Here is an 18,618-nt window from a genome sequence, read left to right as displayed (position 1 = left end):
GTACAGCACGGGCAACCTCACCGTGACCCACTCCAGCCCGTACACTACCCTCCTCCCCAGGAGGGAGACCTTGAACCCCTTCAAGAACCTGTACCTGGCGTAACCCCTCCTCCTCACCTCCTTCCCCCTGACGTACCTGGGGGAGGTCCTCTCCGCCTCCTCCAGGGCCCTCCTCTCCATCTCAGCCACCGTTTCATTTAATAGCGCGTCCTTCCCAAGTAACTCGGGGACGAGCGAGGTCACCACGTGATAAAATAGATGTCTCATGGTATGACCTAGCGCTCGTCCCCTTTTTAGTGTTACTGACGTAGGATCAATTAAGTCACTTTCATTCTATAGAAACAAATAGAAATCGCAATGGAGCCCTGAATCGCCCATGCTGATTTTAAGACAGCTAAATTCCACGAGTACATGGGCATTCATATTTTGAAGGACTGTATGTGATTTGATGAGCTAGCTAAGGTAAAGGAAGAAATATATGTTAAGAAATCCTCAAAGGTGGAGTCGAGTATAGTCTCATCGACATTAGATGCGGATAGGCTGGACTACCTACAGAGGGATTCTTATTATTTTGTGTGAAATACGGATTTATACCGTTAGATAGGTTGCTGGAGGTGATGGAAATAAATAGTGACGGGAAGTATATCTTTGATAGCAAAGGAAGGGACGACCTAGAACACTTCCTAATTGCGAGGTACCATATGTACAGCGCTGTATATAACCATCCCGTTATAGGCATTATGAACGGAATAATGGCGTATACGATTGCCAAGATGATAGACGATAATATTATAACTAGAGAGGAAATAGAGGACTGCGAAAAGCTCGTTAATTTTACGGATGACGCCTTGCTATTTAAACTGAAGAATGTGTCCTCTCGTGCTGAGTATAAACACTTATATGAAGCCTTGTACTTGAGAAAGAAATATAAGAAAATTATCCTAGAAAGGCAACGAGTTAGCCTCCGTGGGTCCTAATCGTTAAGGTTCTATGGTTTTGGTTGGTAAGGAATCAACCAAGCCCCTCAAAGACCCTTCACGATCTGTTTCACTGGAACCACGTCTGCCAGGTACGCATAGCTGAGATACTTCAGTCCCAACAAGTGCTGCGCATCAGTGAAGCTATTGACTGTGTCAAAAGGAATTATTAATTCATACCCTCTGAAGAACGCGTCTGCTGCAGTGTGCCTTACACATATGTCAGTATGAAGTCCGGAGAGAATGAGTGTGTTAGCTCCTTCTCCATCGTAGAGGGATCTCAAGACCGAATCGAGATCCGTATTGAAGAACCCTGAGTAACTCGTCTTAGGAACCACGAAGTCCTTAGGCTTAGGTTTGAGTTCCTCGACGACCTCCGCTCCCCAAGTACCCCTTATGGCATGTTCCCCCCACCTGTTCACCTCGAAGTCCGTAGGTCTGTGGGAGTCGTTGGAGTATACGACGGGAACCGAGTGTTCCGAGGCCCAATCCAATAATTCTCTTATGCTGGGCACAATGGACTTGAACCTCTCATTTCCCAGTCTTCCCAAAACGAAATCGTTGAGCATGTCTATGATGACCACAGCGTACCTCCTCCTCTTGTCGTAAACGAATGGCCTCTTACTGTCCTTATATATGTCGCTCAAGTTGACGCTGACTCCCTCGAAGAGGTGTTTCAGCTCGTCTCCGTGGTGGAGACCCATGGATGAGACCCAGGGAATATCTTCTCGTCCAAGCACTAAAAATGCTCTATATTTGAGCAAATTCTTCATGTAAGTAGTGGCAGTGGCGGCAAGGCTTACCGATACAGCAGTTATTAAACTTCGCCTTGACTGCGAGGCCACAGTTGACGTAAAGTTCCATAACTACTGTCGATAATTGAGGGATCCCGTAGACCCTGAAGAGACATTGGTGTTACCGCACCTCACATGAGAGACGTTAAGTTCACGTCCCTGGGATCATCATTATCCTCTTCACTGCCTCCATTGTTTTCCTTATCATTTCCTCCAAGACCTTCCTCCCCCTCTCCTGATCTGCGTAAATCCTTCCCTCGGCCACAACCCCGTCCTGCCCGCCTTCATCCGCGGTTATGGTCTCGAAGACTCCTTCCTTGAACTTCATCTCACCCTTGGGTATAAGGTTGTCCTTAACGAGGTCTGGATATACACTCTTGACCAGAGATGTCTCGACGGATCCAGCGTGGAGGTCCTTCCCTGGAAACAGGTGGGACCCTATTCCCTGGAGGTTAACCACTAAGACCTTGAATTTCCCCCCGAAGTTCACTTTCCTACTCGCCACTTCCAAGACGGCCTCGTTACCACCGTGCCCGTTCACTATGACCAGCCCGAGGAGTCCCAATCTGCGCGAGCTCTCAGCAATGTCCGTCAACACCTTGAGAAGGGTCTCATAGCTTACCCCCACGTAAGGCAACGCACCGTGTTCCGTGGAACATCCGTAGTATAGGGTTGGGAAGAGGAGGACCTTTTCCTCCAGTTCCTCCACTTTCCTGGCTACCGTCTCAGCAATTAAGGAGTCAGTCCCTAAGGGAAGATGTGGACCGTGTTGTTCGACACTCCCCACGGGGAGTAAGCCCACCATCCCTGAGGTCAGTTCACCCTTAATTACTTCCAGGAGCTTCATGTATCCCCATTGAAATGGGGGATGAACCTTTTATCTTAATGTGAGTTTTCGGGAGAGGAGTGGTCTATGAGCGATCTTGAAAGACCTCAAGCCCTCTTAAAGGATTTAGGACTACAGGACCATACTCTAGACTGTAACTCTTTTACGTAACTACTCGTTATTTTCAATTTTATAAATATCGTTTTGGCGTCGGTCATGTTCATGTAGTATTACCCAAGAATTCTCTCTTGATGATCTCCCAACTGGTGAGGGGCACTGCTCACGAGGATGGGAGAGAGAAGTTGGATGGGTATTGAAGTTTTCCTCGACTAGCCCCAAGGACTTGAGGGTGACCGTTACGATCCCTTAGGAGGGGTGCCCGTGGCGGAATTAGAAGCGGTTAAAGAAGGTAAGTAGCGCCACGGGTAAACACTCGTGGCAAGTCATGTCCTTTAGGATCCCCTTTTAGGTAATGAGATGTACACTCTTGACCTCGGATCCCTTATGTTAACGGCCCTCTCCACAAGTCCCTTCTCCGCCAGTATGGAGAGAGCGTACCTGACTGTCCTCTCTGAAAGTCCGGTCAGCCTGGCCAACTCCTTAGTTGACGCCTCTCCCTGCATCTCTAGCACCTTATACACGAACTTGGCACTGGGTGGCATCTCGGCCAATTCCATGGTTATTTTGGCCTTCCTCTCTATGGAGTCAGTCAACCTCCTCCCCAACCTTATGAACGTTACTCCCCTCTCAGCTTTGGTCATGGTGACCTCACTCTTCACCCTGTGTCTCACCACGCCGTCCACCACTATCTCGCAGCCCACCTTACTGGCCACCTCTCTTATCTCAATTACGCTATCGTCAGGTAAGACCAGGGTTTTCCTCAGGGGGTTAACGCTGTTCACGGGCACTATTTCCAGAACCCTGGAGTTCCTCATGATCATGGGTCCCCCTGCAGAGAGGGCGTAGGCAGTGGAACCAGTGGGGGTCGCCACTATGACACCGTCGCTCACGTCCCTCCATACACTCTCCCCATTTATCACCAGCAGGTAGTCCAAGAGGACAGCACTCTTTGAGGAGAAGAGGCCCACCTCGTTCAGCGAGAAGAACGTCGAGTCCTCATCCACAACCACCTTAAGTCTCATAACCTCCTCCAGCTCGTAGTTACCCTTCACCACAGTGCCCAGTCCTTCGTTCAGTTTCTCCCACTCTAGGGAAGAAAAGAATGTCGTGTAACCTGGTGGGCTCACGTGAAGCAACGGTAGTGGTCTGTCCCCCATGGTCTGTAAAGTCTCGAGGAGATCCCTATCTGATCCTAACACCAGGACGGCCTGGGCACTCTCGGGGTCAGTGACCTGCTCTACACCGTACCAGTGAAGCCTCTCCCTGACGAGGCTATCCAGTTTTGTCCCACCCTTGAAGGAACGTAGGAGGACTTTCCTTATGGGTTCCGGCATTCTTTGCATTCACTCCCCTTACTTATCTGTGGAAATTGTCCGAATAGATCACTTTTTAGTTATTTAAGTATTATAACCTCTCGCCATGGGCGCGCCCTTCCTCAGACGGTCTTCAGGTCTTGTGAAACAGGCAACACTCAAGGATCTGGTAATGCTCAACGTGGCCAACATGGGGGCAGGGTTGGCGGTCTTCCAGGGAATATTCCCCTACATAATCCCAGGGGCTGTGTTGTGGCTCTCCTCCCTACTCACCTTCCTCATATCTCTGCCATTGGTCCTGCTCTACACCATGCTCCTCATGAGGATGCCTAGGACCGGTGGAGACTACGTTTGGTTGTCCAGGAAGCTCAACGGACCCCTAGGGGGCGTCATGGGGATAGCCCTAGCGTTCAACATGCCCCCCTTCTTCGCTCTCTCAGCGTTCTTCTCCGTGAGTGCCATAAACGCGGTACTCTACGAAATAGGGAAACTCAACGGGATCCAATCCCTAGTCTACCTAGCCAACGACGTCTTCGTGAACCCCTACGGTACCCTGAGCCTGGACCAGGAGTTACTGATATACGCCTTAGCAGCAGTAGCCTTCTCCGTCATAGTGGCGGTCAACGTGATGAGGCCCAGGTGGGGATTCTCCCTGACAACGTGGTTGGGCGTCTTCTCCTCCGTGACCTTATTAATCGCCCTCTTGGCCATAGCGGTGAACGCAGGAGAGTTTCACTCTGCGGTGCTCAGGTTCGTCAAGGATGAAGGCCTCAGTTACACTCCATATGAGGGCCCCAACTTCAGCTTGTACTCGACGATATATATGATCCCCTACTTTGCCTCCTTCGCGTACATCTGGCTTTACGCTGGGCCTGCTGTGTCCGCAGAGGCGAAGGAAGGTTCACTAAAGTGGAACTTGATACTGAGTAGCATCATGACCGCCCTCATGATAACTCTACCGTTCCTTGTCATGGACCTGGTGGGAGGGTATTCTTTCAACTCCTCCCTCTATCCAACATTCTCCTACAATTTCTGGACTGCCTCCATAGCGGTGTCGCCACTCCCCCTACAGTGGTTGATAGGGCTTGGCCTTATAGCCTGGAACTTCTTCGTCATGGCCTTCGGAGTCGTGGTCTTCGCGAGGTACATCTTTGCCTTCTCATTCGACAGGGTCTTCCCCTCCGTATTCGCCAAGCTGAACAAGGCATCCTCCCCTTACTTTGCTCACCTCCTTGACCTAGTGATTACCCTGGCCTTCCTGACCGTGCCCCTCATCTCTGTCAACGGAGCCCAGTCCCTCTATGCCTACACACCTTTGGCTGCTGTCTACCTCTTCCTGGTGGGCTTGACTGGAGTGAAGGTCGGATTAAGGGAGGGTAACAGGATCTTGACAGCCCTCGGGGTCTTATCGATGGCCTTCATGGGTTTCCTGGCGTACGAGTCCTTCATAAACCCCTACTTCGGGGTAGTGTCCAGTCAAGGGGTAAACTGGATAGGGACGGGTTACCTGCTCACGTTAGTGGGAAGTGGGGCGGTGATATACTGGATAGCCAGGACGGTTAGGAGGAGGGAGGGAATTAAGCTGGAAACGGTGTTTAGCGAGATCCCGCCGGAGTGATGTCCCTAGCCGTTTCGTATAGCACTTAATAGAAATGGGGGTTCAAGTGAGTCGTAAAGCCCCGATAGTCCCCTTCATTCTGATCATGAATAAGATAGCCTCCTACCTGAACTTTCGGGGAAGACGGGGAAGGTGACTGAGGTCGAGGTCGTGGCTAAAGGGATGCTAAGGAAGGTGGGGGAGTCGAGCATGAGACTGCGGAGAGTTGAGGGGTCGGAGTCCGACTGGACGGGGGTGAAATTCTGTGTAACTACGTGGAGGGCCTCGTGAGCGAAAAGTATGGCTCCTCCACGCCCTGAACTGTAGACCCAAAATCACCTCCACGAAAATAAGTCAGAATCAAGTCGAAATAATTTTAATGATTCAATGAATGAAATATCCCATCCCTGCGGTAGACCCAAAATCACTCATCTAAAAAATATTTGATCTATCTCATCTCAGCCAGCAGGTCTCTCTCCTCGCCCTGCTCACGGCCGTAGCGAAGTTACCAGGGGGAGGTCAGGGAAGTATTTGTCATCTCCTGGTGCCCTCTAAATTCTGGACCCTCCATCCCGGGGAATCATTGAGGTGACGGAGTCCTGCTCATCTCCTCCTCACTGGGCCAGCTCTACGCCCTTACTTTCTTTGGACTTCGCCAGAAATGCTAGCGTAATTATTACCAGCACCACAGTGTATACCGGATAGAGGAGATAGTTCACACTTCCCAAGTCAGCGGAGACGTAACTTGCAGGCCCACCAAGGAAGGAATTTCCGAACTGATAAGAGGAAGACTGTAACGCTTCTACGTAACTACTCGTTATTTTTAATCATCTAAATATCGTTTTGACAAGTTGTGTTTATATAGTATCACCGAAGTAGTTTTTATTGATGATCCCCCTAACTGATGACGGGCACTGCTCACGAGGTTTGGGGAGTGATAAAAGTGTGGATGGGAGGGTAGCGGTGTTTCCCTCGACTAGCCCCAATGAGTTAAGGGTGACCCTGTATGATCCCTTAAGAGGGGTGCCCGTGGTGGAATTAGAAGTAATTAAAGAAGGTAAGTTACGCCACGGGTAAACACGCACCTGTGTACCTCACGTTGGTTGGGAATATCTCAGAGACCATAGCTGCGAGGGGAGAGTAACCCATCCCATGGTAGATCCCGAAGAGTAGGAGCATCAGGAAGAAGGAGTCCACCGACCTGAAGATGAAGGCAGGATAGATCGTGATCAGTGCCAGGAGGTTCGCTAAAATCAGGATGGGTCTCCTCCCCACTTTGTCGGCCAACCATCCTCCAGCGAACACCATGACTATGTCAGCGATTGCGAAGAGGGCAGTTCCCTCAAAGGACAGCGAGGAACTGATTGCCCCAGTGAGCTTGTAGAAGACTAGGAGAAGGATCGCTCCTACGTAGAATACAGTTCCCAGGGCTCCAGCCACCACAGTACCCAATAGGAGTTCTCTCCAATACTTCCTGAACATCTCGCCTGAGGGGAAGGAGAGTAACATACCCCTCTCCTTGACCCTCACGAAGAGTGCCGTCTCGTCTACCCTCAATCTGATGACCAGGCCAATCCCTACCATGAGGAAAGATAAGAGGAAGGGGATCCTCCACCCAAAACTCAGCATCTCCGCTTGTGAGAGCGTCGTGCTCAGCCCCAGGAAGACGAGACTACCCAGGAGCAGACCTATTCCAACGGTGGACTGAATGAAGGCAGTGTAGAAGGCCCTCCTTCCCTCGCTGTTCTCCACCGTCAGCAGTACAGCTCCTCCCCATTCTCCTCCCAACCCCAGGCCTAGTAGGAGCCTTAGGATAACCAGCGACACTATGGTTATGGACCCCACCTGTTGGTACGTAGGGAGTAGTCCCACCAACCCCGATGAGATACCAGAGATGAGGAGTGTGTACAGAAGGGAGTACCTCCTCCCTCTCCTGTCGCCGAAGTGACCGAAGAGTAGTGCCCCCACAGGCCTCGTGACGAATCCCAAGGCGAAGATCAGGAGTACGTTTAGAACTGCAGCCAAGGGGTTCTTGGAGGGAAACAACTCCTCCCCGATTTAGAAGGCACCTGAGCTGAATATGAATACATCGTACCACTCGATTATAGTTCCGATCATGGACGCCGAGATTGTTAACTTGTTCATGGGGAGAGTACTGTTGAAAGGAATTTAAAAACATTGGCTTTTTCCTTGTATTATATCTTAAGACGAAGGTAATTTCACTCACAACTTGAGAGCTAACTCTATTTATTAGTGAACATCTATTAACACCATGATCGTCTCGGTAGATGTAGGAGGAACTTTCACAGACATTGTGGCCCTTGACGAGTCAGGGAACATGATACTCTACAAGGGTCCTACCACCCCTAAGGCACCGGAGGAGGGAGTCATGCACGGACTTTCCAGGTTGGGAAAGGTGAGCACTGTGGTTCACGCTACAACCATAGCTACGAACGCCCTCCTAGGTCAGGTGAACCTGGAACTCCCCAGGGTGGCCTTGATCACAACTAGAGGTTTCAGGGACGTCATAGAGATAGGGAGACAGAACAGGCCGGAGCTCTACAACCCGTTCTTCAGGAAGCCAACTCCCCTAGTCCCCAGGGAACTCAGGTTTGAGGTGAGCGAGAGGACAGGCCCCTCGGGAGAGGTACTCCAGGAGTTGAGGGAAGAGGAACTGACTCAGGCACTGAAGGAGGCCAAGGGGAGGGGAGCCACTTCCCTGGCCATATCCTTCCTCCACTCCTACGCTAATCCCAGGAACGAACTCAGAGCGAAGGAGATCTCCAGCGGGATATTTCAATATGTGTCCATCTCCTACGAGGTCTCCCCAGCTCCAAGGGAGTACGAGAGGACCTCTTCCACGGTAGTGAACGCAGCCCTCATGCCGGTCATGAGGAGATACCTGGAGTCCTTGAGGGAGTCCCTGAGGACTAAGGGCGAGCCGGAGTTGTTCATCATGGCAAGCTCTGGAGGTCTCATCGACGTGGATGAGGCCGGGAGGAGACCGGTTCAGGTCATAGAGTCGGGGCCTGCCGCGGGAGTAGTGGGAGTTGCGGTACTCTCCAGGCTCATGGGAGAACCCAACGCCATAAGTTTCGACATGGGGGGAACTACCGCCAAGGCTGGGACAGTTGTGAACCATGAGGTGGAGACGACCCAGGACTACGAGGTGGGAGGCAGGACGCACTACGGGAGGTTGGTTAAGGGTTCAGGCTATCCTGTTAGGTTCCCCTTCGTGGACTTGGCCGAGGTCTCAGCAGGCGGGGGGACGATCATTTGGAGGGACGAGGCAGGTGCCCTCAGGGTAGGTCCGTTGAGTGCGGGGGCAGACCCAGGCCCCATGTCCTACGGCAAGGGAGGGAACAAACCGACCCTCACCGACGCCAACCTAGTTCTGGGAAGGATAGGGGACACACTCTCTGAGGGTCTGAAGCTAAACAGAGAGTTGGCCCTCAAGGGCCTCAGAGAACTGGGAGATCCTGTGAGCGTGGCTAGGGACGCCATATCCTTGGCCAGCTTGGAGATGGCCAGGGCCATAAGGCTGGTCACCGTTGAGAGGGGTCACGACCCCTCAGAGTTCACTATGTTCGCCTTCGGAGGCGCAGGACCTCAATACGCTCTGGATTTGGCTGAGGAGATGGGGATAAACAAGGTTGTCATTCCCCCTCATCCTGGGTTGTTCAGCGCCCTCGGGATGCTCTTCGCTGATAGGAAGTTCGAGATCTCCAGGTCCTACCCCAAGGATCCAGAGACCGAGTTCCTGGAGATGGAGAGGGAACTGAAGAGGAGGGTTCCAGAGACCAAGTACTTCCTGAGGTACGCCGAGGTAAGGTACGAGGGCCAAGGGTGGGAACTCACGATCCCAGTAGGGGATCCAAAGAGGATTGAGGACGATTTCCAGAGGAAGCATCTGTCCACGTACGGCTTCACCCTGGATAGACCAGTGGAGGTAGTTACCATAAGGTCCTTCGCTGTAATCCCCGGTCTCCCCTTCACCCTCCCCAGACCCAAGGCGAAATCCGGAGATCCCCCCTTCACCTGGAGGGAAGTGTTCCTGAAGGACTCATGGGAGAGGGTGAAGGTCTTCAAGAGGGAGGAGATACCCATGGGTTATCAGCTGGAGGGGCCGGCGGTGGTGGAGGAGTACAGTTCCACTACCCTGGTGAAGGAAGGGTGGAGAGGGGAAGTTCATGAGACCGGCTCCCTAGTCTTAAGGAGGGATTGAAGGTGAAGTGGGAGGTATTGAGCAAGGCCACAGTGTTCGTGGCTGAGGAGATGGGAGTAGCCCTGAAGAAGAGTGCCCTCTCCCCTAACATAAGGGAGAGGATGGATCACAGTTGTGCCGTAGTGGACGTAGACGGGAGGATAGTGGCACAGGCTGAGCACATACCAGTACACTTGGGTTCCTTCAGGGTAGGGGTAAGGAACGTTTTGGATTACCTGGAGAGGGAGGGGATGGAACTGAGAGAAGGTGACTCAGTCCTCTTCAACGACCCCTACATATCTGGAACTCACCTAAACGACGTGGGGGTGCTTACGCCAATCTTCGTGGAGGGGAAGTTATTAGCGTATGCGGTGAACAAGGCCCACCATGTGGACGTAGGAGGCCCGGTGCCTGGGAGCATAAACCCCTCAGCCACAACCTTGTTCGAGGAGGGCTTCGTTATTCCTCCAGTCCTGGTAGAGAGGGGAGGTGTTCCTGTCAAGGACGTGCTGAAGATGATCAGGGAGAACTTCAAGGTCCCCGAGTACTCCCTAGGCGACCTCAGTGCACAATTGGCCTCAAATAGGTTGGGAATTCAGAGGGTTAGGCAACTGGTGGACAAGTACGGCAGGGAGATGTTAACCCAGGGATGGGAGGAGACACTGAGGTACACGGAGAGGATGGTGAGGAAGGAGCTGGAGAGGTGGCCCAAGGGGAGGTATGAAGCTGAGGACTACCTGGAGTGGGGTGAGGACTTCCTTAGGATAAAGGTTACCCTGGAGATAGGGGACAAGGTTAGGGCAGACTTCACCGAAACACAGGAGCAGATGGATGGACCCCTCAACGCCGTCCTAGGTGTGACCTACTCCTCAGTATCCTTTGCTGTAAGGAGCATGATGGAGGACGTGCTGACCAACGACGGTTTCTACTCCGTGGTGGAGGTCTCAGCGGAGGAGGGGAGCCTGGTGAATCCCAGGAAGCCGGCTGCCGTAGGGGGAGGAAACGTTGAGACCTCCCAGAGGATAGCCGACGTTACCTTCCTAGCTCTCTCTAAGGCCTTACCGGAGAGGGTCCCAGCAGCTCCCCACGGTACCATGATGAACATCATGATGGGGGGAGTGGTGAGGGGAAAATATTGGTCATATTATGAGACCGTAGGAGGAGGGAGCGGTGCCAGACCTAACGGCGATGGGGAGAGTGCTGTACACGTGAACATGAGCAACACCCTCAACACTCCCATAGAGATCGCTGAGAGACAGTTCCCCATCCTCTTCACTAAGTACATGATAAGGGAGGGAAGTGGAGGGAGGGGAAAGTACAGGGGAGGTGACGGAATAGTCAGGGGATTCAGGGTTCTTTACCCCACGAAACTCTCCATCTTAGCTGACAGGTTCAGGTTAGGTCCGTGGGGACTCAACGGAGGGGAGAGAGGTAAGCCAGGAAAGGCCCTGGTGTCAGGAAGGGAAATGCCAAGTAAGTTCACTGTACTTCTCAGGGAAGGAGATGAGGTCGTGGTTGAGACTCCTGGAGGAGGTGGATACGGTAGTCCAGGGTGAGGGTTTAATCAGCTCTTGCAACCTGGCATCACGGATCAGGGAGCCTGGAAGGTCATCATCGAAGTCCTAACCCAGACTCGCTCCAATGAACGCTGAGTTGAGGACATTGACGCGTTAGACCCTCTTGACCATTAACGTGAGCTACCCGACCTGAAGAGCTTCCTGCTTCATTACCCCGCCTTGCTTAAGGGTAGAGGCAGGAACTCCACAGGCACTGAAGTGACTCCCACCGTTTGTCCCCACACTTTCATTTCACTCATCTTATGTTCAATCATGATGGAGTGTAGGGACTTAGTCCTCAACAACCTACCCGACTTCAAGGTTAGGTGGGTCACGGGACTCTTCGAGCTCATGGCAAGGGACTCACATCCCAGATCACTCCCACCCCTTCGGGCAGAGCCCACACCGAGTGAGAGTTCACCTTTTATCAATAAAGTCGTAATAAACAAATATAAAAACATTTCTGTTAACATGAAAAAGGATTCAGCCCGAAGAGGGAACTGGGTAGTTGCCCGTACGGGCAGTCGGAGGGGGTACTACAAATTCTGAGGAGCATGAAAAGGTGATGAGGGAGAAGGGATTTGACAGACATACGGCCTCAGCTTACTTAATAGCCTTAAAAGGATTAGGAATGTTAAATGATATCAAACGACATAAACTTTACGGTTTATCGGAAACTGCTAACAACGGCGGAGGCTAACCTCACCGACACTCTCATTAACCGACGTGTCTCGATTACGCTTACCCAGTCGGTGACTGTCATCGGGAAAGTGTGTTCCAGATCGATATTTAAACATTGGGAACTATCCGTCCACGCCTCAGAGAGGCGGCTCTTCCGTCCCCAAACATCCTCTTTTAAGTTAGGAATCCCTCTTAAAGTTCGAGTCTAGTTCCCTATATTTACAAAAATGTTTGAGTTTGACACCTTTCGACCTCTTAATCTCAATCAGCAATTATGTGACTTTCCCTTAAATATCGCCCTGTTTTCAAGGGAAATCTAATAACCGGTACCCAATTTTCCCATATCGTTCTCTATTTGAAAGCATAAATAATATCGTGTCACAGGAAGTTATTTGGTGAATCACTGGAACTCTTAAGGTCTCTTAGCTAGGCCTCTACCCATAATCGGTATTATTTGAGCAACACACATCACGTGAGCTAGGGTGCAGTAGACGCATATGGATCCCACCAGCCACTCGGTGAACACGAAGTAGCCCACGAACGTCACTCCCAAAACCCACAGGTATGGAATGTAGGAGACTCTATCCAGATACCATAGGACTAGAGAGGTCAGGAAGAAACCAATTCCCAGGACTGGATCTGGTACACCGAATAGGTGGGAGAAGGGGCTGAACTCCACCCTCCCACAGTTCACTACCTTAGACACGTCGCAGAAGCTGGGGGGTCTCCCCTGGACCTCAACTACGAGTAGGTAAAGGGAGTCCAGCAGACCTACCAGGGACATGAGGATTCCCAGAACTTTAGCCTTACCCATTGACCGCACCTCTACCCAATAACTTCCTCAAGTAAACCCTACCGTCTCTCACGAATATGTTATCGTATGGGCATTCCTCAATACACTCCCCTGCACCTATACACTTGAAGGCCTTGAACTCTCCCTTCTTTATGAAGGAGGCCCTCATGTCAGTCAAGCCCACCGGACAGGCCTTTGCGCAGTCGACCGTCTTACATGAGAGACACGTTGCCGGATCCTTCACCTTCAATTTGAATGGTCCAAGGTAGCCGAATAATTGGTTGAAGGTTCCCCAACCGCATAGGCCTGAGGTGACACAGGAGTAATTCCCCAGGAACGGTATCATGAGGAACTGGAGGTACCAAATCAGGTTGAAGTAGAGGGAGCTTAGGAACATGGACGGATCGTCCCCCAGTACGCTGAAGTTCGTTACACCAACCTGGTTGAGATAGGAGATCGCGGCAAAAACTGCTATGTTAACCCAAACCATGAGTGAAATGACCTTGAACCAGGGAGATAGCCTAGAGGTCAGAGTCCTCCTACCTAGAGGAGAGCTCCTGTTGAATGTCTTCATGGAGTTCACGAAGCTTCCCTGCAGCATGTAGGGGGCAGTACAGGTCACCGAGCATATCTGTCTTGAACCGAACAGGTAGGAGAGAACCGCAGTGACCAAGTAGGTACCCAATATTCCGAGGAGTAGTGATGGCTCAACTGGGGCAAATGTACCAAACCCGTTGAACCAGGAGTATGGCACCTCAGGAAATACTGACGAGAAGGGTGAGAAGGATGGTAGGTAAATACTGTACACCCAGTAAGCTAGGAACATGAGGGACAGCCTAACCCTATTTTCCAGCTTCCTCGCGGAGATAATCTTATCCATTACTCCCACACCCAGCCACACCCCTATCATTACCATGAACCAGGAGGACGACGTTATCCCGAGTAGGAGACCCATCCCATCTACTATGATCCCAACCCCAGAGGGAGCTAGGAACTCCAATGGGGAAAGTGAGGTGGGATTTACCTGGAAGAAGTCCACGGATATGGCCAGAGATAGGGAGGTGAGGAAGCCGACGGAGATCAAGCCTAAAGCCATCCTGGGAGACGAGTTCATCCTCGACGTGACCTTCGCCTTGATTGTAGTTAGGAGGGTTAGTATCCAAAGGAACGCGAAGACTGTTGGGAAGTAGAGGTTTACCCCAAGGTCGTTCCCCACCTGTAAAATCGCCAGGGAGGTGGAGGAGACCAGTAGACCTAAGGCTACCTTCACCTCCTCCGTTACGTCCCTCCCTCTCCTCCTATATATGAGCAGGTAGTCCAATCCTAGGAGGAAGGAGGTAAAGACTGAAGTTAAGACCAGGAGGTTGAAGTCATATATCAATAACGATGAGGAGAGGGTTAACCACGGGATTAGGGAGAACCCGAATGTCCTCCTCTTCAAGCCCATGTAGGAGGATAGAGTTAAAGGAATTGTAATCGCCAATATCTGGAGTACCTGTGCTGTGCTTAGGGGGTACATATACCCCTCCACCTAGTTTAGGATAAAATCTTTGATAAGAAATCTTCTAACGACCCCAGATCCCTCCGACGCAAACCCGTTAGAAAATTTCTTACCAACCCTTTAGTAGTCCTGCCTTTCAATTCACTTTAATGAGGTCCAAAAAAGCTGTATCAAACGTGATCTTCGCGGCAGTAACCGTGATATTGGTTATAATAGCCGCAATAGGATTCGGACTATACGCTACTGCACCTGTAAAGGTTAAGTACGTCAATGTAACTACTCCAGTTCCAGTGAATCAGACTAAGGTAGTTTATCAGAACGTTACAGTCACAAAGAAAGTCTACGTACCAGTGAAGTACAACACCTCTGGTGCCTTCCTGAACGGACAGGTAATAACGTTCAACTACACGGCTCAGTTCAGCTGTTCTCCACCGCTAACCCAGTTCTTCCCCAACGAGACTCAGGCCAACCAGGTAGCCATGGGTTGTGAGGTGGGAGCTGCCAACTCCTCTGCCTTCCCGGCCAACGCCGCCCCGGTCTACGTGGTGGTGCCGGCCTTCGCTGGCCTATCCATATTCGGAGTACAGCAACTGGGAGCTAACCCGCTGGGCTTCCCGGTCTTCCACTACAACGGTCAGAACTACACGGTCCTGACCCAGTGTGGTGCTGCCGGTACCCCAACAGGTTGTCCCGACCACATGACCTACATATACTCACCGGCCTTCACGGTGGTTGAGCAATACCTGGGCATAAAGAACGGCGTCTTCGGCCTACCCGAGGGAGTCCTACCCACACCGGCACACTCCCACGTGGTGACCTTCGCGACCAACACCTCCATACCCTGGTATATAGTGGTAGTGCTGGACTTCAACCCCAACATCTTCCCCAACCCCATAACCGGTCAGTGCCAGGCCATAGTCCCGTCCAACGAGAGCAACCCGACCTCCCTGTGCCTCAACTCGTACAACAACGTGGAGCAAGCCCTCCACACCTACGACAGTGCCGTCTCAACTGCCAACCAGAACAACCCCATATGGGAGGCCTTGGGCAAGCCGGGAGTTGACGCCATATCCGTGCCCAGCAACATGATCCTGTACTTCAGCGACCCGGCAGTCTACCCCTACCCAATCTAACACTTTTTTATTTTCCTTAAAATCTAAAACTGGTGAGTAGATCATGGTAAAGTCAAGGTTTATTATTTTTTCTATTATTGTAATATTTATAGTCTCGGCAATAGCAGTTTGGAACGTCAGGTCACTCCTGGGTTCCCCGACACAGTTGGGCGCTTACGTGTCACCATCAGTTGAACTGGAGTTGAAACAACTCTCCACCCAGAGCTACGATTACGTTACCTCCAATCTAACCTACACCGTAAAGGTCGTGAACAACGGGTCTGAGTTGACCTTTCAGGGAAAGCCGGTGGTCATATTCGTAGGGGCGGAGTGGTGCCCCTATTGTGCTGCCGAAATGTGGGCATTGGTAATAACCTTGGACAGGTTCGGCAACTTGACGGGTTTGAGGTACATGGAGTCATCGCCAACAGATTATTACCCTGACACTCCAACCTTCACCTTGAGGAATGTAAGTTACTCCAGCAACTACATCTCCCTACTAGAGTACGAGTATCAAGACAGGAACCATCAACCGCTCCAGAGCGTTCCTCAGAACATCTACTCCATGTGGACTTCCTTGGCTGGGGGAGGAATACCCTTCATAGATGTTGCAGGAGTTTACTATCAAGTGGGGTCCACTGTCGATCCAGGCCTCATGACTTCAGGAAATTGGACTTATGTTCTGGATCAAATAAATTCCTCCACCCCTTTATCCCGTGAGATTTACTCCACTGCAAACCTGCTAACAGCTGAGATATGTGAGGTAGACGGTAATCAACCGGAGAAGGTTTGTTCTCAGCAGGGAGTCTCGGAGTACGAGAGTTTACTCCAGAGTGGGAAGACCGGAGTTTATGTACCTCCGTATAGTTCCACGGTTTACCTGGGCCCTCAACGACCAGGCGCCCTCCTCAATACCCCAACTCAGTTATATCGAACGCAGTCCCTGACAGGTCTCCTAACTCAACTCCCTAGTTTAGGGGAGGAGGCCTTTAGGACTAACAGATCTCATCAAAGTAGCATACAGCAGCTATGGGAATCTAAGGGGGGTAATACGAAAAAGTCGGTATTATCGAGAAGTTTTTCAGCGTCGTCCGGCTGAAAAGGTGCGGAAAGGGACCGATCGAGTTGGCTAGGGAGAGGCTGGTCAGGGAGATCAACAGGTTGGGCGTGGTCAGGAGGAACGGGAGGAGCAGGAAGGTTAATTGTCACTAGTCCTCATGGTCCTGGTAGGTGGGAGGGCCAGCGTGAGGAACGCGGCCGAGACGTTCGGGTTGGAACGTGAATTGATGGGGCGTTGGGAGAACTCGACGACGCGTGGAGGTCCTGTCAGACTGGTCAAGGGACCTCTCGCCATCATGGACGACACCGTGGACCACGACGCTCCAGGGGGACGTGAGCCCCTGAGAACTACTGGTTCTACTGCCACGTTCCCGATCCCGCACTTGTTGGAGTATAACCTGTTCATGTCTCCCAACAGGGATAGACGTCGCGAGTTTTAGGGTAATCTCCTAGTTTCAGATATATCAAGAATCTTGAGTAAAGTTGAATAAATTGTTCTATATCGAACATGACTAAATTGTAAAATCCCTTCCCCAGGTTGTACTTTGCGTTGTCTAGGAACTCCTCAGCCCTGTCCCTCATGAAGCTCATGTGAAGAAATGGCTCAGCCTGCTAAATAACCTTGAGCGTCAAGAGGTGAGAGGTCAACCTTCTCGAGAACACGTTAACCTTATCCCCAGGTATTTCCGACCAGTCTGAGACTCGAAGTCACGGTCTCCTATGCATGGGTTCAGCCAGTGGATACACGAACTTGTCCCCCCTCTTACCAGCCAATATCTCCGCCAGTACGTCCAGGGTGGGCTCTCCCTCAAGGTTGTTGTAAAAGAGGTTCCCGTTGAAGGGTACTATGACCACGTGATCGAAACTCCAGGCAAGCTCCCTGACCTTCCTGACCTGTTCCTGCATGTCCTCAGGGACTGGAGAGACCTTGTTTACCACCAAAACCCTCCTGGACTTCGTCTCTCCTATCTGTGACCTCATCTCCTCCCTCAGCCTCTCCTCCTCTGAGTTGGTCTCTTCCAAATCCAGGCTTAGGTAGGGAAACTCGGTCACCAGTATCTCCACGTCCCCGTGGTCCAACTGTGTCCCGCTCCTCAGGTCGTAGATCTCGAACTCGGGGTCTGGGTCAGGGGTCAACTTCATCGCCTTCATCAGGGCCTCACCAATCAGGTTCTGGGAGAGGTCCCTAAAACCCACCCTGTGTCCCATCTCCTTCAGTCTCTTGAACAGGTATACTGCAACCGTGGATTTACCAGTACCACCCTTGCTACCGCCGACGTATATCCTCAAGCTATCACCCCCTAGAACTTAAGGTAACAGTCTGGTGGTAAACCTGCACACCTCATCCTTAACCCCAAGAGGAGGTTGAAGATCTCCTGTCTGTTCAACGGAACGAAGGAGGAACCGAGAGGTCTGCAGAGGAGCTCCCTAGACAAGACGCTCACCTGGTCTCCCCTAACTTCCCGTATCTTGACCACGGTCACGTCGGTCATCCACCTGTTGGGCCTTACCAAGTACTCCTCGTCACCTAGGGCACCGTATAGAGTTCCAGTTGAGAGCTTCTCCCCGTACGTGTGAAAGGTCACTACTGAGGTCTTGTTGAGGATAGCCCCTATTAACCCGGTCCTCGGATCAGGGAGAGGAAAGTCCCTCCCTATCAGGTAACCCTCCCAGTCGAAGTCGGTAACGTAGGATATGGCCGTCATGCCGTCAACGTTCCATGTGGGGTGGGTCTTGCCCGTGAGGACTGCCACGTTTCTCTTGATTAGCCTGTCGGGGGTGAGGGGAGTCTTCCTCACGAGGAACGGCTCGGTGGAGTGGGGAAGCCCGTCAACGGAGGTGGGAACTCCCCTCTCCCTCAGGGCCCCTGCGACCTCGAGGGAGTGAAACAGGGTCGAAGGGCTGGGGCGGAGAGTCACTTTCCTGAAGTAGAAGAGCTTGTGCATCAACCTATTCAGGGAATCTCCCCCCAGGTTCGGGTCCATTAGAACCTCTACCGTTTCAAACCTCTCCTCCAGGTTTGAGGAGAGCAGTTCAGAGGCGTTAACTCTGGGAATTTCTTGACCCATTAAGTTTATGTAGACA

Annotated in this window: 20 protein-coding genes and 2 pseudogenes; 11 read left to right on the top strand and 11 right to left on the bottom strand. The window is 51.6% G+C overall.

Annotated features, from left to right (window positions below):
* Positions 1-267, bottom strand: a pseudogene (locus METMK1DRAFT_RS18855) (IS256 family transposase); the annotation flags it as partial.
* A gap of 308 nt (positions 268-575) precedes the next feature.
* On the opposite strand from METMK1DRAFT_RS18855, the gene METMK1DRAFT_RS15505 reads away from it, so the two are divergent.
* On the top strand, positions 576-977 hold the full coding sequence (locus tag METMK1DRAFT_RS15505; protein WP_009071083.1) for an HD domain-containing protein: 402 nt from the start codon (positions 576-578) through the stop codon (positions 975-977).
* A 47-nt stretch (positions 978-1,024) separates the two neighbouring features.
* Here the strand turns inward: METMK1DRAFT_RS15505 and METMK1DRAFT_RS03795 are convergent, their stop codons facing one another.
* Together METMK1DRAFT_RS03795 and METMK1DRAFT_RS03790 are read right to left on the bottom strand one after the other, a co-directional pair.
* Positions 1,025-1,681, bottom strand: a complete 657-nt coding sequence (locus tag METMK1DRAFT_RS03795) for a cysteine hydrolase family protein (RefSeq protein ID WP_082230021.1) — start codon at positions 1,679-1,681, stop codon at positions 1,025-1,027.
* A 241-nt stretch (positions 1,682-1,922) separates the two neighbouring features.
* Entirely contained in the window at positions 1,923-2,618 is a 696-nt protein-coding gene (locus METMK1DRAFT_RS03790) for a creatininase family protein (protein ID WP_009071079.1), read from the bottom strand.
* Between the two features lie 208 nt (positions 2,619-2,826).
* Here METMK1DRAFT_RS03790 and METMK1DRAFT_RS18850 point away from each other — a divergent pair.
* A pseudogene (locus METMK1DRAFT_RS18850) lies at positions 2,827-3,014 on the top strand (hypothetical protein).
* Positions 3,015-3,049: 35 nt separating this feature from the next.
* Here METMK1DRAFT_RS18850 and METMK1DRAFT_RS03785 read toward each other — a convergent pair.
* Positions 3,050-4,060 (bottom strand): DeoR family transcriptional regulator, encoded by a 1,011-nt coding sequence (locus tag METMK1DRAFT_RS03785; protein WP_082230008.1) that lies wholly within the window; start codon positions 4,058-4,060, stop codon positions 3,050-3,052.
* Between the two features lie 76 nt (positions 4,061-4,136).
* On the opposite strand from METMK1DRAFT_RS03785, the gene METMK1DRAFT_RS03780 reads away from it, so the two are divergent.
* The 3 genes from METMK1DRAFT_RS03780 to METMK1DRAFT_RS03775 all read left to right on the top strand — a co-directional run bounded on the left by METMK1DRAFT_RS03780 (position 4,137) and on the right by METMK1DRAFT_RS03775 (position 6,704).
* Positions 4,137-5,648 carry an APC family permease gene (locus tag METMK1DRAFT_RS03780; RefSeq protein ID WP_009071075.1) on the top strand — a complete coding sequence of 504 codons (1,512 nt, stop codon included), beginning with the start codon at positions 4,137-4,139 and terminating at the stop codon, positions 5,646-5,648.
* A gap of 132 nt (positions 5,649-5,780) precedes the next feature.
* The gene (locus tag METMK1DRAFT_RS17360; protein WP_155812282.1) at positions 5,781-5,918 is read left to right on the top strand and encodes a hypothetical protein; all 138 of its coding nucleotides are present in this window, start codon (positions 5,781-5,783) and stop codon (positions 5,916-5,918) included.
* A 597-nt stretch (positions 5,919-6,515) separates the two neighbouring features.
* A complete protein-coding gene (locus METMK1DRAFT_RS03775) occupies positions 6,516-6,704 on the top strand; it encodes a hypothetical protein (protein WP_009071073.1) in 189 nt (62 codons plus the stop codon).
* Here the strand turns inward: METMK1DRAFT_RS03775 and METMK1DRAFT_RS03770 are convergent.
* Complete coding sequence (locus METMK1DRAFT_RS03770; protein ID WP_009071071.1) at positions 6,690-7,673, bottom strand: MFS transporter; 984 nt, start codon at positions 7,671-7,673, stop codon at positions 6,690-6,692. The genes METMK1DRAFT_RS03775 and METMK1DRAFT_RS03770 overlap by 15 nt on opposite strands.
* A 226-nt stretch (positions 7,674-7,899) precedes the next feature.
* On the opposite strand from METMK1DRAFT_RS03770, the gene METMK1DRAFT_RS03765 reads away from it, so the two are divergent.
* Entirely contained in the window at positions 7,900-9,852 is a 1,953-nt protein-coding gene (locus METMK1DRAFT_RS03765; protein ID WP_009071069.1) for a hydantoinase/oxoprolinase family protein, read from the top strand.
* Positions 9,849-11,387 (top strand): hydantoinase B/oxoprolinase family protein, encoded by a 1,539-nt coding sequence (locus METMK1DRAFT_RS03760; RefSeq protein ID WP_009071067.1) that lies wholly within the window; start codon positions 9,849-9,851, stop codon positions 11,385-11,387. Before METMK1DRAFT_RS03765 ends, METMK1DRAFT_RS03760 begins: the two co-directional genes overlap by 4 nt.
* A 170-nt stretch (positions 11,388-11,557) precedes the next feature.
* Here METMK1DRAFT_RS03760 and METMK1DRAFT_RS17355 read toward each other — a convergent pair whose 3' ends face one another.
* Positions 11,558-11,818, bottom strand: a complete 261-nt coding sequence (locus tag METMK1DRAFT_RS17355; protein ID WP_172634095.1) for a hypothetical protein — start codon at positions 11,816-11,818, stop codon at positions 11,558-11,560.
* A 131-nt stretch (positions 11,819-11,949) separates the two neighbouring features.
* On the opposite strand from METMK1DRAFT_RS17355, the gene METMK1DRAFT_RS18445 reads away from it, so the two are divergent.
* Positions 11,950-12,087: a hypothetical protein gene (locus METMK1DRAFT_RS18445; RefSeq protein ID WP_216586096.1), complete on the top strand. Its 138-nt coding sequence runs from the start codon at positions 11,950-11,952 to the stop codon at positions 12,085-12,087.
* Positions 12,088-12,480: 393 nt separating this feature from the next.
* On the opposite strand, the gene METMK1DRAFT_RS03750 is transcribed toward METMK1DRAFT_RS18445, so the two are convergent.
* Together METMK1DRAFT_RS03750 and METMK1DRAFT_RS03745 are read right to left on the bottom strand one after the other, a co-directional pair.
* Positions 12,481-12,882, bottom strand: a complete 402-nt coding sequence (locus METMK1DRAFT_RS03750; protein ID WP_009071061.1) for a vitamin K epoxide reductase family protein — start codon at positions 12,880-12,882, stop codon at positions 12,481-12,483.
* Complete coding sequence (locus tag METMK1DRAFT_RS03745) at positions 12,875-14,380, bottom strand: 4Fe-4S binding protein (protein WP_009071059.1); 1,506 nt, start codon at positions 14,378-14,380, stop codon at positions 12,875-12,877. Before METMK1DRAFT_RS03745 ends, METMK1DRAFT_RS03750 begins: the two co-directional genes overlap by 8 nt.
* Positions 14,381-14,511: 131 nt before the next feature.
* Between METMK1DRAFT_RS03745 and METMK1DRAFT_RS03740 the strand changes: the two genes are divergently transcribed.
* The 3 genes from METMK1DRAFT_RS03740 to METMK1DRAFT_RS16180 all read left to right on the top strand — a co-directional run bounded on the left by METMK1DRAFT_RS03740 (position 14,512) and on the right by METMK1DRAFT_RS16180 (position 16,973).
* Positions 14,512-15,495: a hypothetical protein gene (locus METMK1DRAFT_RS03740; RefSeq protein WP_009071057.1), complete on the top strand. Its 984-nt coding sequence runs from the start codon at positions 14,512-14,514 to the stop codon at positions 15,493-15,495.
* A gap of 43 nt (positions 15,496-15,538) precedes the next feature.
* Positions 15,539-16,573, top strand: coding sequence for a DUF929 family protein (locus tag METMK1DRAFT_RS03735; RefSeq protein WP_009071056.1), 1,035 nt, complete (start codon positions 15,539-15,541; stop codon positions 16,571-16,573).
* A 118-nt stretch (positions 16,574-16,691) separates the two neighbouring features.
* Positions 16,692-16,973: a hypothetical protein gene (locus tag METMK1DRAFT_RS16180; protein ID WP_009071053.1), complete on the top strand. Its 282-nt coding sequence runs from the start codon at positions 16,692-16,694 to the stop codon at positions 16,971-16,973.
* Here METMK1DRAFT_RS16180 and METMK1DRAFT_RS03725 read toward each other — a convergent pair.
* From METMK1DRAFT_RS03725 to METMK1DRAFT_RS03715, 3 genes are all read right to left on the bottom strand, one after another.
* Positions 16,936-17,124 carry a HEPN domain-containing protein gene (locus tag METMK1DRAFT_RS03725; protein ID WP_009071051.1) on the bottom strand — a complete coding sequence of 63 codons (189 nt, stop codon included), beginning with the start codon at positions 17,122-17,124 and terminating at the stop codon, positions 16,936-16,938. The two genes, METMK1DRAFT_RS16180 and METMK1DRAFT_RS03725, sit on opposite strands and share 38 nt — an antisense overlap.
* 117 nt (positions 17,125-17,241) lie before the next feature.
* Entirely contained in the window at positions 17,242-17,823 is a 582-nt protein-coding gene (locus METMK1DRAFT_RS03720) for a division plane positioning ATPase MipZ (RefSeq protein WP_009071049.1), read from the bottom strand.
* A gap of 11 nt (positions 17,824-17,834) precedes the next feature.
* Entirely contained in the window at positions 17,835-18,602 is a 768-nt protein-coding gene (locus tag METMK1DRAFT_RS03715) for a hypothetical protein (RefSeq protein WP_009071047.1), read from the bottom strand.
* Between the last annotated feature and the right edge of the window lie 16 nt (positions 18,603-18,618).

Source organism: Metallosphaera yellowstonensis MK1 (assembly GCF_000243315.1).
GTDB classification, from domain to species: Archaea; Thermoproteota; Thermoprotei_A; order Sulfolobales; family Sulfolobaceae; genus Metallosphaera; species Metallosphaera yellowstonensis.
Note: the sequence above shows the minus strand (reverse complement) of the source record. Positions and strands in the feature narration are given on the sequence as shown.